Genomic DNA, 14,641 nt, shown 5'->3' on the forward strand with positions numbered 1-14,641 from the left:
TAATAATATTAACTTTATATATTTTTAAAATTTATTTTTATTATATACAAACTGCTTATTGTGGATAATTTAAAAAAATACTTTGTTTTTAATAGCTTACATTGATTCAAACACTGTTTGTAACTCCTTTGTTTTATTGTGATTTATTTGTTGTCTGTTTATCTCTCTAATATTGCACATACGTTATTTTATCCTTTTTCACGTATTTGAACTGTACTTATCCATAGAAAAATAAATTCAAAATAATTTTATTTTGTTCATATTGTATTTAAAGTTATCTTTTTATACTGGTGTTTTATTAGTAAATAATTATAGCTAATCGATTTTTGAGTATATTTCTATTTATTTAAAAGGTTTGATCTTATTTAATTTATCTAAATTATTTGTATGTATATTAAAATGTAGACCCTATTATGGCTTTGTGGATAACTTTGCCTTTTCTTTAAACCCGGGTATAATTTATTGATTACTCAGATAACATATAGATTGAAATCTTTTTAGATTTTAAAAAAAATTACCAATTGATAAATTCTTGTTATTAATCTTTATTAATTGTCTTGCTGATCGGGTACTTTCAATGGCAATATTTAATACTGTGGATAGATAGTTTTAAGTATTCTTTTACCACACTTGTTTAAATTAGGAGTTATTTTGTGTCAACTACTGCTTGGCAAAAATGTTTAGGTTTGTTGCAAGATGAATTTTCTGCTCAGCAATTTAATACTTGGTTGCGCCCTTTACAAGCTTACATGGACGAGCAGCGTTTAATCTTATTAGCGCCTAATCGTTTCGTTGTTGATTGGGTTAGAAAACATTTTTTTTCTCGTATTGAAGAGTTGATCAAACAGTTCTCCGGCGATGACATCAAAGCTATTTCTATTGAAGTAGGTAGTAAGCCTGTTGAAGCTGTTGATACGCCTGCTGAAACAATTGTTACTTCATCTAGTACAGCACCTCTAAAATCCGCTCCTAAAAAAGCAGTTGACTATAAAAGCAGTCACTTAAATAAAAAATTTGTTTTTGACAGCTTTGTCGAAGGAAATTCAAATCAACTGGCGAGAGCTGCGTCCATGCAGGTAGCTGAGCGCCCTGGGGATGCTTATAATCCCTTATTTATTTATGGGGGGGTAGGCTTAGGTAAAACACATCTCATGCATGCCATTGGTAATAGTATTTTAAAGAATAATCCTGAGGCTAAGGTATTGTATTTGCATTCAGAACGTTTTGTTGCAGATATGGTTAAAGCATTGCAAACAAATTCTATTAATGAATTTAAACGTTTTTATCGTTCTTTAAATGCTTTACTTATTGATGATATTCAGTTTTTTGCGGGGAAAGACAGGTCACAAGAGGAATTTTTTCATACTTTTAACGCTTTACTGGAAGGGCAACAGCAAATCATTTTGACCAGTGATCGATATCCTAAGGAAATAGAAGGGATGGAAGAGCGTTTAAAATCTCGATTTGGTTGGGGATTGACTGTAGCAGTGGAGCCTCCAGAGTTAGAAACGCGCGTGGCAATATTAATTAGTAAAGCTGAGCAATCTAATATTGAATTGCCTTATGAAGTAGCCTTTTTTATAGCCAAACGTATACGTTCGAATGTCAGAGAACTCGAAGGGGCCTTGCGTCGAGTTATAGCCAATGCTCACTTTACTGGTAAGCCGATAACTATTGAATTTGTACATGAAGCATTGCGTGATCTTCTTGCTTTACAAGATAAGTTAGTTACTATAGAAAATATCCAAAAAACGGTAGCTGAATATTATAAAGTAAAGGTCGCTGATTTACTTTCAAAACGCAGAAGCCGGTCTATTGCAAGACCACGGCAAATGGCAATGGCTTTGAGTAAAGAGTTGACCAATCATAGTTTACCTGAAATCGGTGATCATTTCGGTGGTAAGGATCATACGACAGTCATACATGCTTGTCGGAAGGTTAAAGAATTAATCCAGGATGATAGCGATTTTGCTGAAGATTATAAAAATTTAATGCGAATATTATCTTCTTGATACGGAGTCTATCTTGTTTGAGCTAACCATTAAAAAAGAAGATCTGCTTACTCCATTGCTTACTGTTTCCGGAGCCGTAGATAAGAAGCAGTCTTTGGCTATTTTGTCCCATTTTTTATTAAAACTGTCGGATGGACTTTTGTATATTACGGCTACAGATTTGGAAATTGAAATGTCCGCACAGGTGGCATGTGATTCCAAGAATACTAGTGGTTCTATTACAGTACCAGCCAAGAAATTCATTGATATTATCAGGTCATTAGATGAAAACGCTTCGCCATCTATCGTTTTTGATAAAGCTTTAGTGACGATAAAACAAAACCGAAGTACATTTAAACTGGCAACTTTGCCTGCTGAGAATTATCCTAGTAGTGAAGATGAATGTAATGATGTCGAGTTAACTATCCCGCGTTTGGTTTTGTTGCAGTTATTGCAATCTACTCATTTTGCTATGTCTCAGCAGGATGTTCGTATATTTTTGAATGGATTATTGCTGGAGTTTGACAGTAATATTATTTCAGCGGTTGCTACTGATGGGCACAGAATGGCTATATCGCGATATTCCTGTAATAATATTGCTCAAACAAAATTGCTTATACCCAAAAAAGGGGTGCAAGAATTATTAAGATTATTGAATTGTATTAATGACGAACAAGTTTTGTTGGCAGCGGGAAAATCTCATATTAAGTTGATTACCAATCAATTTGTATTTTTGTCTAAATTAATTGAAGCACGCTTTCCACCTTACACTAAAGCTATACCAAGAGAGCAGGATAAATGTATTGTTATTGATTGCGCTTCGCTCAAGCGTGCATTATCTCGTATTGTCATTTTAGCTCATGAAAAGTCAAAGGCTGTCTTGTTGCATTTACAACAAGGTCAGTTAACTTTAATTGCCAATAATAATGAGCAAGAAGAGGCAATTGAAACATTGAGTGCCGAAACACAAGGTGATGAACTCAAAATCGGACTTAATGCAACCTATTTGCTGGATGTTTTAACTCATTTTTCTGAAGGTCAAATCAGGTTATCAATGTCTAATACTGAAAGCAGTATTTTAATTGAGTCATTAGTCAACGATAATTATCAATACATTATTATGCCTATGAAAATATGATTTTATCTGAAGTTAGAATTCATAATTTTCGGAATATCGCTTCGACTAGTTTAATCCTAAATCCCAATTTTAATTGTATTACAGGACCTAATGGCGGTGGAAAAACCTCGTTACTAGAGGCTCTTTATATGTTGAGCTGCGCCCATTCTTTTCGGTCTCGTGAGATAACTCCAATTATTTCGTATGGTCAAAACCAACTTAATGTTTTTGCCCATGCTTACGACGAAAGCACTATTAGTGTTCAGAAATCTATAACAGATGGCACACAAATTAAATTGAATAACCAGTTTTGCTGTACTACAAGTCAACTAGCCTATGCGCTTCCTTGCCAGGTTATTTACTCAGATATTTTTCAAATTATTGATGCCGGCCCCTCGGTAAGGAGAAGCTTGCTTGATTGGGGGTTGTTTCACGTGAAACATGATTATTTGAAAATTTGGAAGGATTACAAGCGCATACTTAGCCAACGAAATGCCTTATTAAAATCCAGAGCTACTTATGATCATTTTATTCCTTGGGACCAACAGCTAAGTCAATTGGCAAATCAACTGGATAAAGCTAGAAATGACTATTTTTTGCAATGGCAACCTAAATTCTACCAAGTTTTAAGCGATCTAACCAATATATCTTGCACAGTTGAGTATTACAAAGGGTGGGATAGAAAAAATGCAGGACAGAACATGGAGGAACTGCTTCAGAAATCATTTGATAGTGATAGAAAAAAACTATATACGCAATATGGACCCCATCAAGCTGATTTGATAATTAGCACTGAACAATACAGAGTAAAGCATACACTCTCTCGTGGACAACAAAAAATAATTCTAATCGCGCTTAAACTGGCTCAAGGTCAGCTATTAGATAAAGATTGCTTATATCTTATTGATGATTTGGCTGCTGAGTTAGATGACTATCACCAGCGAAATTTAATTAAGTATCTGACACAGCAAAAAGGGCAGTTTGTTATAACGAATTTAATTAACAACAATAATTACGATATCCTGCCAATTGACTCAGGTTTGTTTGAAGTAAACTGTGGCGCAATTAAAAATTTATAATATAGAATGTTTCACGTGGAACACAAATTAATGGAATTAAAAGTTCTCATTATTAAACAATATCACCTTAATGCAAATGCAATATAAAATTCTAAAGGTAAACATATGATATTCTACAAATGGCTCATCAAATGTCATGGTATGAAAATCAAATAAACAAAATGATATTCAAAAAAAATCAACGTCAATAATTCAAAATGCACAAGCGTAAAGTTCTCTACTTAAGATATAAACTAGATACAAAAGATGATATAATAGACTCATTGTTAATAGCATAATACGGCAAGAGGGCAGCTGATGAGCGTAGACGCCAGTTATGATTCAAATAATATTAAAGTCCTAAAAGGTTTAGACGCAGTAAGAAAAAGACCGGGCATGTACATTGGGGATACAGATGATGGAACCGGTTTGCATCATATGGTTTTTGAGGTTGTAGATAATTCAATAGATGAATCCCTGGCAGGTTATTGCAAGGAAATTTTTGTTACCATTCATAGCGATGAATCAATTACCGTTAAGGATGATGGTCGTGGTATTCCTGTCGATATTCACAAGGAAGAAGGAAAATCAGCTGCTGAAGTCATTATGACAGTCCTGCATGCCGGAGGTAAATTTGATGATAACTCTTACAAGGTATCAGGCGGTCTACATGGAGTAGGGGTATCTGTGGTGAATGCCCTTTCAGAAGAGTTGCATTTACTAGTGCGTAGACATGGAAAAGTGTATGAGCAACACTACAGGCATGGTGTTCCTGAATCTCCTATTGCTGAAACTGGAGAAGCCAACTCTACTGGCACACAAATATGGTTTAAACCAAGCGCTGAAACCTTTTCTAATATTGAGTTCCATTACGACATTCTAGCTAAAAGATTACGTGAATTGTCATACCTGAATTCAGGCGTTTGTATTCACTTATTTGATGAAAGAACACAGAAAAAAGACACGTTTCACTACGAAGGCGGCATCAAAGCCTTTGTTGAGCACTTAAATAAAAATAAAACACCAGTCCACCCCGTTGTTTTCTCAATGACATCGGAAAAAGACGGTATCGTCATTGAACTGGCCATGCAATGGAATGATGGCTATCAAGAAACCATATTTTGCTTTACTAACAACATCCCGCAAAGGGATGGTGGAACACATATGGCCGGCTTTAGAGCAGCATTAACTCGCACTTTAAATAATTACATAGAAAACGAAGGGTATGCCAAAAAGGCAAAAGTATCTCCAACAGGTGATGATGCTCGCGAAGGTTTAACAGCTGTTCTTTCAGTAAAAGTCCCTGATCCCAAGTTTTCATCGCAAACGAAAGATAAACTGGTTTCATCTGAAGTAAAACCAGCAGTAGAATCCTGTGTTGCTGAAAAATTTAACGATTTTCTTTTAGAAAATCCCACTGCAGCAAAATCCATCGTAGCAAAAATTATTGATGCAGCAAGAGCTAGAGAGGCAGCGCGGCGTGCTCGTGAAATGACTCGACGTAAAGGGGCTTTGGATATTGCCGGTTTACCAGGTAAATTAGCTGATTGCCAAGAAAAAGACCCATCGCTTTCCGAGTTGTATTTAGTTGAGGGTGACTCTGCTGGAGGCTCAGCAAAACAAGCGCGAGATAGAAAATTCCAGGCTATTTTACCTCTTAAAGGCAAAATTCTTAATGTTGAAAAAGCACGGTTTGACAAGATGCTTTCTTCTCAAGAAGTAGCCACTTTGATTACTGCATTAGGCTGTGGAATTGGTCCCGAGGAATATGATCCAGATAAAGTACGTTATCATAGAATCATCATTATGACAGATGCTGATGTGGATGGGTCCCACATAAGAACTTTACTTCTTACCTTTTTCTATAGACAAACCAGAGAGCTATTAGAGCGAGGATATATTTATATTGCACAACCACCTTTGTATAAAGTAAAGCGTGGAAAGCAGGAGCAATATGTTAAAGATGATGAAGCGTTATTTGATTATCTAACTCAGTGCGCGTTGGATGGGGCGACATTTTATCCCGCCAAAGAGGTTCCGCCCATATCTGCCAAATCGCTGGAAGAATTGGTTCAACATTTCAGACGTGTTGAGAAGATTATAAAGCGGTACAAGAGAAGATACCCCAGCGATATACTAAAAAGAGTAGCTTATATGCCAATGCTGCACCAAGAAGATTTTAACAATCTGCCAAAAATTGAAAACTGGTGCAGACAATTACACCTAAGCTTACAACAAGTAGACAGTAAAACAGAACAATACAAAGTAGATACCCAAAAACTTACAGAAGGTAATCAATACACCCCAAAAATTACTGTGTACCAGCATGGCTTGGAAAATGATATTCCGATGCAAGTTGAATTTTTCCTGTCTAAAGATTACAAAGAAATGGTTGATTTAGGACATAAATTGTCGAATTTAATAGAGGAAGGCGCCTATATTCAACGTGGAGATAAATCCTTGCCTGTGGAAAATTTTGAGCAAGTACTTAATTGGCTAATGGATGAAGCAAAAAAAGGACAAACAATTCAGCGCTATAAAGGTCTTGGAGAAATGAACCCTGAGCAGTTATGGGAAACAACCATGGATCCCGAGGTTAGACGAATGTTGCAAGTGAGCATTGAAGATGCCGTAGCTGCCGATGAAATCTTTACCACCTTAATGGGCGACAATGTAGAACCAAGAAGAGATTTTATTGAAACGAATGCTTTAGACGCTGAAAACATTGATATTTAAACAAATAGTATTGTTGAACTGGAGTGATGTTTGCCTCGCTCGTGGCAAACGCCTCTCTAGCTTATAGCTGGTCCACTCAATGACTTAACTTATTTTCCTACTATGATGATGTGTTCAAAAAAAGCCTTTTGATTGATTGCTTAAAAGAAAAAAATCAAAGAGGTATACTGGTAAATTGGAGAATAAGTGCTGCGTCCTTGCAGCGAAGTACATCCTTTGTACTGGTCCCTTAGTTGACTTCCTGTCAGACATATCCATGTCATCCCTGTATGTTTTTAGTATAACCAATTGGCAGTATATGTCATCGAGTATAATGAGCAGTAATATGTAAGAAATTTCTCAATTAAGAAGTGGCATTGTCTTCGTCATTACTCCACTAATTTATGAGATTTAGGTTGTTGTTGTGTAATACAATGGATACCACCACCACCAGAAAATACATCGAGTGCATCAATTTGTGTAATTTGATATCCTGGAAAAATTTGTACGAATAACTGATAGGCTAATCTGTCAAATGATTCATATCCAAAAGCAGGCATCACAATACCTTGATTAGCCATGTAAAAATTGATGTACGAGAGAGTGAGCCTTTCTCCGTTAAGGTAAGTTGCAGGTGGTTGCTCAACAGTATAGACCTCAAATGTTCGTCCTCTGGCATCCTTAGATGATTTGAGAATTTCAAAGTTTTCCTGCAAGCGATGGTAGTTAGGATCTTCCTTATCCTTGGTAATAAGGCATAACACCTTTCCAGGAGCAATAAATGTTGCTATTTCGTCAACATGACCATCTGTTTCATCACCTATCAATCCCATGTTCAGCCAAATAATACGCTCAGCACCCAGATAATTAATAAGGTACTGTTCGATTTCCTGTTGAGATAAATGTGGATTTCGATTGGAATTTAACAAACACTCTTTGCTTGTCAAAATAGTCCCCTCACCATCTACATGAAAGGAACCACCTTCCATGACCAATGGCGCATGAAAGTATTGAGCTTCAGTGTATTTTATTAGATGAGAAGCTATTAAATTATCCAAAGAACAGTCAGCGTAATTTCCACCCCAAGCATTATGTATCCAGTCAACTCCGGCAAGCTGCCTTTCATTATTAATTAAAAAGGTAGCCCCCGTATCGCGGGTCCACGAATCGTTAATTGGCAAAGAGATAATTTCAATATTATGGCCTTTGCATAAATTCTCTGCGGAATCTTCATCTCCTGGGTTTACTAATAAAGTAACGGGCTCAAATTGAGCTATAGCTTTTGCAACACGTGCATAGGCCATTTTAGCCTTGTCTAGCCCTATTTTGGACCAGGTTTCATGGTGACAGGGCCATGCCATCCAGCATCGTTCATGAGGATACCATTCAGCAGGCATATAAAAACCATATTGTTTGGGTGCTGTATTCATATTCACTGTGCTATATTTCCATCAAGGTAAGTTAATTGAGAAAAAATACTTCTTAATTCGTTTAAGTAAGAGAGTGCCTTTTCCTTAGGAAGTTCAGATTTAATTAATTGCTTTTCATAAGATTGAATTAACTTTTTGGTATCAAAATGGGCTAAATTCAACACGTTTGTTACGGTGTCGCCGCTGACTAAATCATCCAGCTCAAATTGTCCATCATCAGAAAGCTTTACATCTAGAGAATTGGTATCTCCAAACAAGTTATGCAGATTACCCAATATTTCCTGATAGGCACCAACCAGGAAAAATCCGATGTTATAAGGGTTATTGATATCGTATGAAGGGAGCATCAATGTGGTTGTAACGCAGGAACTTCCAGGGTATTGCTTAATTGTACCATCTGAATCGCAGGTTAAATCCTGTAGGATACTATGCATACTAAGTGTTCTATTAAGTTGAGATATAGGGGCTACCGGGAAAATCTGACCAATAGCCCAAGCATCAGGAATAGATTGGAAAAAAGAGATATTACAAAATATCTTGGCAGCCATGCATTCATTGATTCTCATTAGCAAAGCTTTTTCACTTGGATTTTCTTCATCCAGTTTATCTTTTATTTCCATACAAATATTAGTATAAAAAGCTTCTACCTTGGCCTTTTCCTGCAGGCTAATTACCCCATGCTTGAAAAGGGAATGCGCTTCATTAAGCGAATGAGCTGCGTAATTATATATTTCAGTGGGCGAGCTATCTGTAATGGCTTGATAAGTATCGTAAATATCTCGAATGACATGCGAATCATCTTCCGATATTTCAGGAAGAACGGGCGCTTTATTGATAATCTCTACATCCGTAATATTAGAAATTAATACAGCATGATGGGCTGTTAATGCTCGTCCTGATTCGGAGATAAGATCAGGCTCTGATATCTCAGCTTCTTGACATAAGTGTTTTAAAGCTAACATGATGTGCGTAGCATACTCAACAAGACTGTAGTTCATTGAGCATCCTTTATTGGATCGAGTCCCCTCATAATCGACACTCAGACCTCCACCCACATCGATGGTACCTATCGGAGCATTGAGTTGACGTAGCTCAATATAGTATCTCGCCACTTCCTGCATGCAATGGCGTATGTCATGGATGTTGGCAATTTGTGAACCTAAATGGCAGTGCATTAGCTGCAAACAATCCAGCATATCATTGGCTTTTAATTGTAAAATCAGTTCAAGTACCTGTTTGGCATTTAGTCCAAACTTTGATTTAACCCCGCCGGTATTTTCCCACTTGCCAGCACTCTTGCTGACCAGCCGAATTCGCACACCTAATGTTGGTTTGATTTGAAGGCGTGCAGACTCCTTTAAAATAATGTCCAACTCAGATTTTTTTTCAATAACAATAAAAACCTTATGACCCATTTGTTGAGCAATAAGCGCTGTACGAATATAACTTGTGTCTTTATAGCCGTTGCAAACTATAGTACTCTGATGGTCACCCAGCATACCTATAACCGCCATCAATTCAGGTTTGCTGCCTGCCTCCAGGCCTATCTGATTATCAGGCGATTTTAACAATTCCCGTACCACACTTTGTTCCTGGTTTACTTTAATTGGATAAACCAGCTGATAATTACCGGCATAACAAGTGTCTTCTCGAGCTTGGGTGAACGCCTGATATATTCTATGGACTCTATCATGAAGAATATCACTACAACGGATCAATAAAGGCAAATGCAAGCCAGCACGATCAGCTGCATCAACTATAGTTTGCAGTTCAACACCCGGTTTCCCGGGTTTTTTACTGATTTCAATATTTCCCTTGGAGTTAATTCGGAAGTATCCCTCGCCCCAATTTTCTATGTTGTAAAGATTGTCATCTGATAGAGTATTATTGTTCATTCTAACGTTCCAAAGAGGATTAACGGGATTTGACTAATTCATGATAAGTTTCAGGCTCTCGTTGTTGGGGAAATGGAAATAATCGCCCCCACAATTCACGTTGGCTAAAATCCAGTTCAGCAACCAATACGGCAGGTTCATTACGCGGTGCCTGAACTAAAATTTCGCCCATAGGGGTACTGATAAAGCTGCTTCCGTAAAAACTTAAACCATCTTCACACCCAATCCGGTTGACCGCAATAATGAATGTGTTACTCATAATTCCTTGTGCTACCATAACTTTTTGCCACATGGGTTGGCTATCAAATCCTGGCGCAGTCGGTTCCCCTCCAATCGCTGTGGGATAGACCAAAATTTCAGCTCCTTTTAATCCATAAATCCTTGATAATTCCGGGAACCATTGGTCATAGCATGTTGGTAATCCCAAGTAGTGACCAGCAATGGTATGGACAGGATAATTGGAGTTGCCCGGCTTGAAGTAAAAGTTTTCATGATATTTTTCACCACTGGGGATATGTTGCTTTCTGGTAACAGCAATCAATTCTCCTTGGGGATTAAAAGCAACTGCGGTATTGTAACCAGCTTTTTCAAAAAGCGATGCGGTAATATGAATTTGATTCGACTTTGCCATTTGGCTAACAAATTGAGCAGTGGGACCAGTGGCGATGTCCTCCATATAAGGGGCGGGATCGACGTCACTACGTGTACAGAAATAAGGGCTTAAGGTAAGCTCTTGTAAACAAACGAGTTTTGCCCCTTGCTGGGTAGCTGAAAATATTCCAGAAGCCAGTTTATCTTGATGTTCTTTAGGATTTTCATACCATTGTTCCTGAACCAGTGCGACCGTTAGTTTGTTTTCTTTCATTAGAGTTCCCAATAAATGATGTTAAGTAATTTTTATCTCGAATTCGAATGGCTTACTCTTGCTTAAGTTAAATCATCAACCCAGATTAAAAATCTGGCTATGTTATCAAAAAAAGCTCTCTTTGTACTAGCATTAATTTCAATTCACTGCTCATTTTGGCTGTTACTAATTACTAATGAATTTTCAGAATGGCAGCTATTCTGAAAGTGGTGAAAGCTCGCGACTATCGATTAGAAGCGAATCTTTCCTTTCATTTAGGACAGCACATTTCGTTTTTCCTTGATTTTTTGTGAGGTAAGGGGCTTCTATTGTTTTAAAGCTAAAAAAGTAAACTTGTTCAATAGTTTTTCTGTCCGAATCATTTATTAAGTTTAAAGCGGCGTTCAATTGTTAATTTATGTCTTTAACTCGAGCAGATTGCAATAAGTCAATGAATTTATGAGAAATATTAACATGAATTATTGCTACCTGATGTGTAAAGAATGGGTAAAAAAGTGTAAAGTTGCCCTTAACCAAGTAAGGGCAAAAGATATGGCTGCTTTACTTGCCAAATAACCCACAAAAACTAGTCCAGCAATTCTGTTTCTCTTCTTCTTCTTCAGAATCTGAGACAATGGGTTCCATCTGAGAGTTTTTCTTCTTGTGTTCTTCTGTTTGTTCTTTAAATAAAACGTTCCTGTTGCGTAAACTGGTTGGTGATTCTTGCTTTGGTACAATTTCTTCAGTAGATGGCAAGACAACGGGAGTGGGCTTTGTCAGGCAAGGCTCTTCTTTAGGCACCATGGCACTGGCTATTATTCTGAAAGGGCTTGATTGCTCGTGAGCTGCTCCATTGATCATTTCCAGTTTTCTACTGATATCTGAGCGTACTTTAGCATCCAGCTTAGCTAATTTTTCTCCGATAGCTTGTTCATGGCCTTTTAATAATTCCGGGAATAAAATTGCAAACTCAAGGCATAAATCAACGCTAAAATCTCGGCTATTGAAAAATTGTTCTGGATTATCACCTAATAGATTGCGCTCTATATCCCTTCTTAATGCAAGGGCAGATTGGACTTTTATCGCAAGTTCACTATCTTCGGCACAAAAACCTTTAATTTTCATTACTACATCAGTGCGATTTTCAGCAGGAGTTCTCAGTGCAAGTTTTCCGGCAATAGAAGATTCTTTATCATTAATTACATTGAATAAACTTGCAAATTCGATGCAAGAATCGATCTTGAATTCACGACTTGAGAAGAATTGATCAGGCCTGTCACCTAGCAATAGTCGCTCTATGTCTCTGCGAACGGCAAAAGCGTGGCCGACTTTAGCGGCAAACAGAGACTGTGGGAAAATATTGTTGATATTTTGAGATACTCGTGAACGATCTTGAGCAGGAGTTGTTTCAGCCAGTCTCAATGCAATTGCGACTTCATTGTTATTTAATACATCAATAGCCAATTTATTAAAATTATTAAATAGCTCACCATCAAATTCCTTCTCCAATATCATGGAATGAGGGTTTTTATTGCGCGGATCGAGCAAGGAAATGATTCTTTTTTTTACCTGATAAGCCTGGAATAAAAAGGAATGAAAGGTATCGCTATCATCTTGTGGCATTCTTGCTGCTTCAATGGCATGAGAAAAATCTTTTAATTCATTAACGGGGCACTCCAAAACGAGGCGGCTGGCTAAAACTAATTTTTCGTCATTGCTTAATTTGTTTAGCTCTTCGCGGTTTTCCGCCAGTGCGTCACCATTGCCAAGTACTTCGTAGGGGTGCTCTAATCCTTTTAATTCATCGCAAGTAAACGTCATTAAAATCTCCTTATTAACTCATCAGTAGCCTGATTCTAGATGTGCAAAAATATTTTGATTGACTATATTAACGAATTCAAACCACGCTGTCATGAAAATATACTAAAGTTTTATTATAGGGTGTCGAATAAATAGTTAGATACCCGTTTTTGCCTTTAAAAATTACAATAACAACAAGGAGTAGGCAATGTCTAAAAATCATTTACTACAAGACCCTTTCCTAAATGAATTGCGCAAGGAAAAGGTACCTGTTTCAGTGTTCCTGGTCAATGGTATTAAATTGCATGGGATAATCGATTCTTTTGATCAATATGTGGTGATGCTTAAAAACTCCATAACCCAAATGGTTTATAAACACGCCATTTCAACAGTTGTTCCTTCTCGAATGGTCAAAATTCCTGCTGAGGAAAGCTCTGGTGAGGAAGAAGGAACTGTGGCAGACTAATCAATTTCTTGTTTGGGGATTAGGGTAGTGTTTGAACGTCCACAAGGCGGTGAGCGAGCTGTTTTGGTGCAGTTAGCTCTCCCCGGGGTTGATGCTGATAAGGCATTGGCTGAGTTTGAAGAGTTAGCGCTTTCGGCGAAGGCTGAGGTGTTGGATTGTGTATTAGGTGCCCGAGCTACTCCCGATGCCAAATATTATGTAGGGAAAGGTAAGGCGGAGGAAATAGCTCATTTGGTAAACATGCTCGATGCGGATTTAGTGTTAGTCAATCATGAGCTATCGCCTTCTCAAGAGCGGAATCTCGAGCGATTATTTGGATGTCGAGTTGTCGATAGAAGTGGCTTGATTCTTGATATTTTTGCTCAGAGAGCTCGTACTTTTGAGGGTAAACTTCAAGTTGAGTTAGCCCAATTGCAACATTTATCAACAAGGCTTATTCGTGGATGGACCCATTTGGAAAGGCAAAAAGGAGGGATTGGTTTAAGAGGCCCAGGAGAAACTCAATTGGAAACGGACCGGCGTTTGTTAAGAGAGCGCATTCGTTATATCAATAAGCGATTGGAAAAAGTACGTTGCAGCCGCGATCAAAACAGGCAGGCCAGGCGGAAGGCGTCCATGCCCACTGTTTCTCTAGTGGGTTACACCAATGCCGGAAAATCCACTTTATTTAATGTTTTAACAGGGGAACACACTTATGTGGCTGATCAATTGTTTGCAACCTTGGATCCGACGATGCGTAAATTGGAATTGCCAGGGTCCTCAGCAGCAATTTTAGCAGATACAGTAGGATTTATTCGAGATCTTCCCCATCACTTGGTAGAAGCATTCCGCGCTACTTTAGAGGAAACCCAGCAAGCTGATCTATTACTGCATGTCATTGATATTTCTGACCCGAATTGGCGAGAGACGGTTTTTGAAGTACAAAAGGTGTTAGATGAATTAAAAGTTAATAATATCCCGGTAATTCAGGTATTTAATAAAATTGATTTGCAGGAAGGTTGGCAACCAAAAATTGATTATACTGAGGATTCTTGCAAGGTGTGGTTATCAGCAACAACCGGCGCTGGTCTGGATCTTCTAAAAGAGGCAATAGCAACTCAATTGCATGGTATGATTTTAATTGAGGATATTGTAATTAAGCCTGACCAGGCAAAATTACGAGCCCAATTATACCAATTAGGTGCTGTACTTAAAGAGTCTGTAGATGAAAACGGCGATTGGTTAATGAAAATTAGAATAACGGCTGATCAAAAACGACGATTGCTTTCATGAATAATCAAGTCAGGCTGCGGGGCGATAGAATCGATTCCAGACTTGATAAATTC

10 protein-coding genes are annotated in these 14,641 nt (G+C 37.7%); 6 read left to right on the top strand and 4 right to left on the bottom strand.

Translation table 11 applies throughout. The annotated features are described in order from the left end of the window. The first annotated feature begins 653 nt into the window (after window positions 1–653). The 4 genes from dnaA (at window position 654) to gyrB (ending at window position 6,902) form a co-directional block, all read left to right on the top strand. A complete protein-coding gene (gene dnaA / locus LPG_RS00005) occupies window positions 654–2,012 on the top strand; it encodes a chromosomal replication initiator protein DnaA (RefSeq protein WP_010945763.1) in 1,359 nt (452 codons plus the stop codon). A gap of 13 nt (window positions 2,013–2,025) precedes the next feature. Further along, window positions 2,026–3,129, top strand: coding sequence for a DNA polymerase III subunit beta (gene dnaN / locus LPG_RS00010; RefSeq protein ID WP_010945764.1), 1,104 nt, complete (start codon window positions 2,026–2,028; stop codon window positions 3,127–3,129). Continuing rightward, window positions 3,126–4,187, top strand: coding sequence for a DNA replication/repair protein RecF (gene recF / locus LPG_RS00015; protein ID WP_010945765.1), 1,062 nt, complete (start codon window positions 3,126–3,128; stop codon window positions 4,185–4,187). Before dnaN ends, recF begins: the two co-directional genes overlap by 4 nt. Window positions 4,188–4,484: 297 nt before the next feature. Next, on the top strand, window positions 4,485–6,902 hold the full coding sequence (gyrB, locus tag LPG_RS00020) for a DNA topoisomerase (ATP-hydrolyzing) subunit B (protein WP_016356688.1): 2,418 nt from the start codon (window positions 4,485–4,487) through the stop codon (window positions 6,900–6,902). A 368-nt stretch (window positions 6,903–7,270) separates the two neighbouring features. On the opposite strand, the gene LPG_RS00025 is transcribed toward gyrB, so the two are convergent. The 4 genes from LPG_RS00025 to LPG_RS00040 form a co-directional block, all read right to left on the bottom strand. After that, window positions 7,271–8,311, bottom strand: coding sequence for an agmatine deiminase family protein (locus LPG_RS00025; protein ID WP_016356689.1), 1,041 nt, complete (start codon window positions 8,309–8,311; stop codon window positions 7,271–7,273). Window positions 8,312–8,313: 2 nt separating this feature from the next. Continuing rightward, the gene (gene speA / locus LPG_RS00030; RefSeq protein WP_010945768.1) at window positions 8,314–10,206 is read right to left on the bottom strand and encodes a biosynthetic arginine decarboxylase; all 1,893 of its coding nucleotides are present in this window, start codon (window positions 10,204–10,206) and stop codon (window positions 8,314–8,316) included. Window positions 10,207–10,225: 19 nt separating this feature from the next. Then, window positions 10,226–11,071 (bottom strand): carbon-nitrogen hydrolase, encoded by an 846-nt coding sequence (locus LPG_RS00035; protein WP_016356690.1) that lies wholly within the window; start codon window positions 11,069–11,071, stop codon window positions 10,226–10,228. Between the two features lie 540 nt (window positions 11,072–11,611). Beyond that, window positions 11,612–12,871 (bottom strand): lpg0008 family Dot/Icm T4SS effector, encoded by a 1,260-nt coding sequence (locus LPG_RS00040; protein ID WP_010945770.1) that lies wholly within the window; start codon window positions 12,869–12,871, stop codon window positions 11,612–11,614. A gap of 187 nt (window positions 12,872–13,058) precedes the next feature. Here LPG_RS00040 and hfq point away from each other — a divergent pair, with 187 nt between their 5' ends. Further along, window positions 13,059–13,316: an RNA chaperone Hfq gene (gene hfq / locus LPG_RS00045; RefSeq protein ID WP_010945771.1), complete on the top strand. Its 258-nt coding sequence runs from the start codon at window positions 13,059–13,061 to the stop codon at window positions 13,314–13,316. Between the two features lie 27 nt (window positions 13,317–13,343). After that, complete coding sequence (gene hflX, locus LPG_RS00050) at window positions 13,344–14,588, top strand: ribosome rescue GTPase HflX (RefSeq protein ID WP_016356692.1); 1,245 nt, start codon at window positions 13,344–13,346, stop codon at window positions 14,586–14,588. Window positions 14,589–14,641 lie beyond the last annotated feature (53 nt).

Source organism: Legionella pneumophila subsp. pneumophila str. Philadelphia 1, assembly GCF_000008485.1.
GTDB lineage: Bacteria > Pseudomonadota > Gammaproteobacteria > Legionellales > Legionellaceae > Legionella > Legionella pneumophila.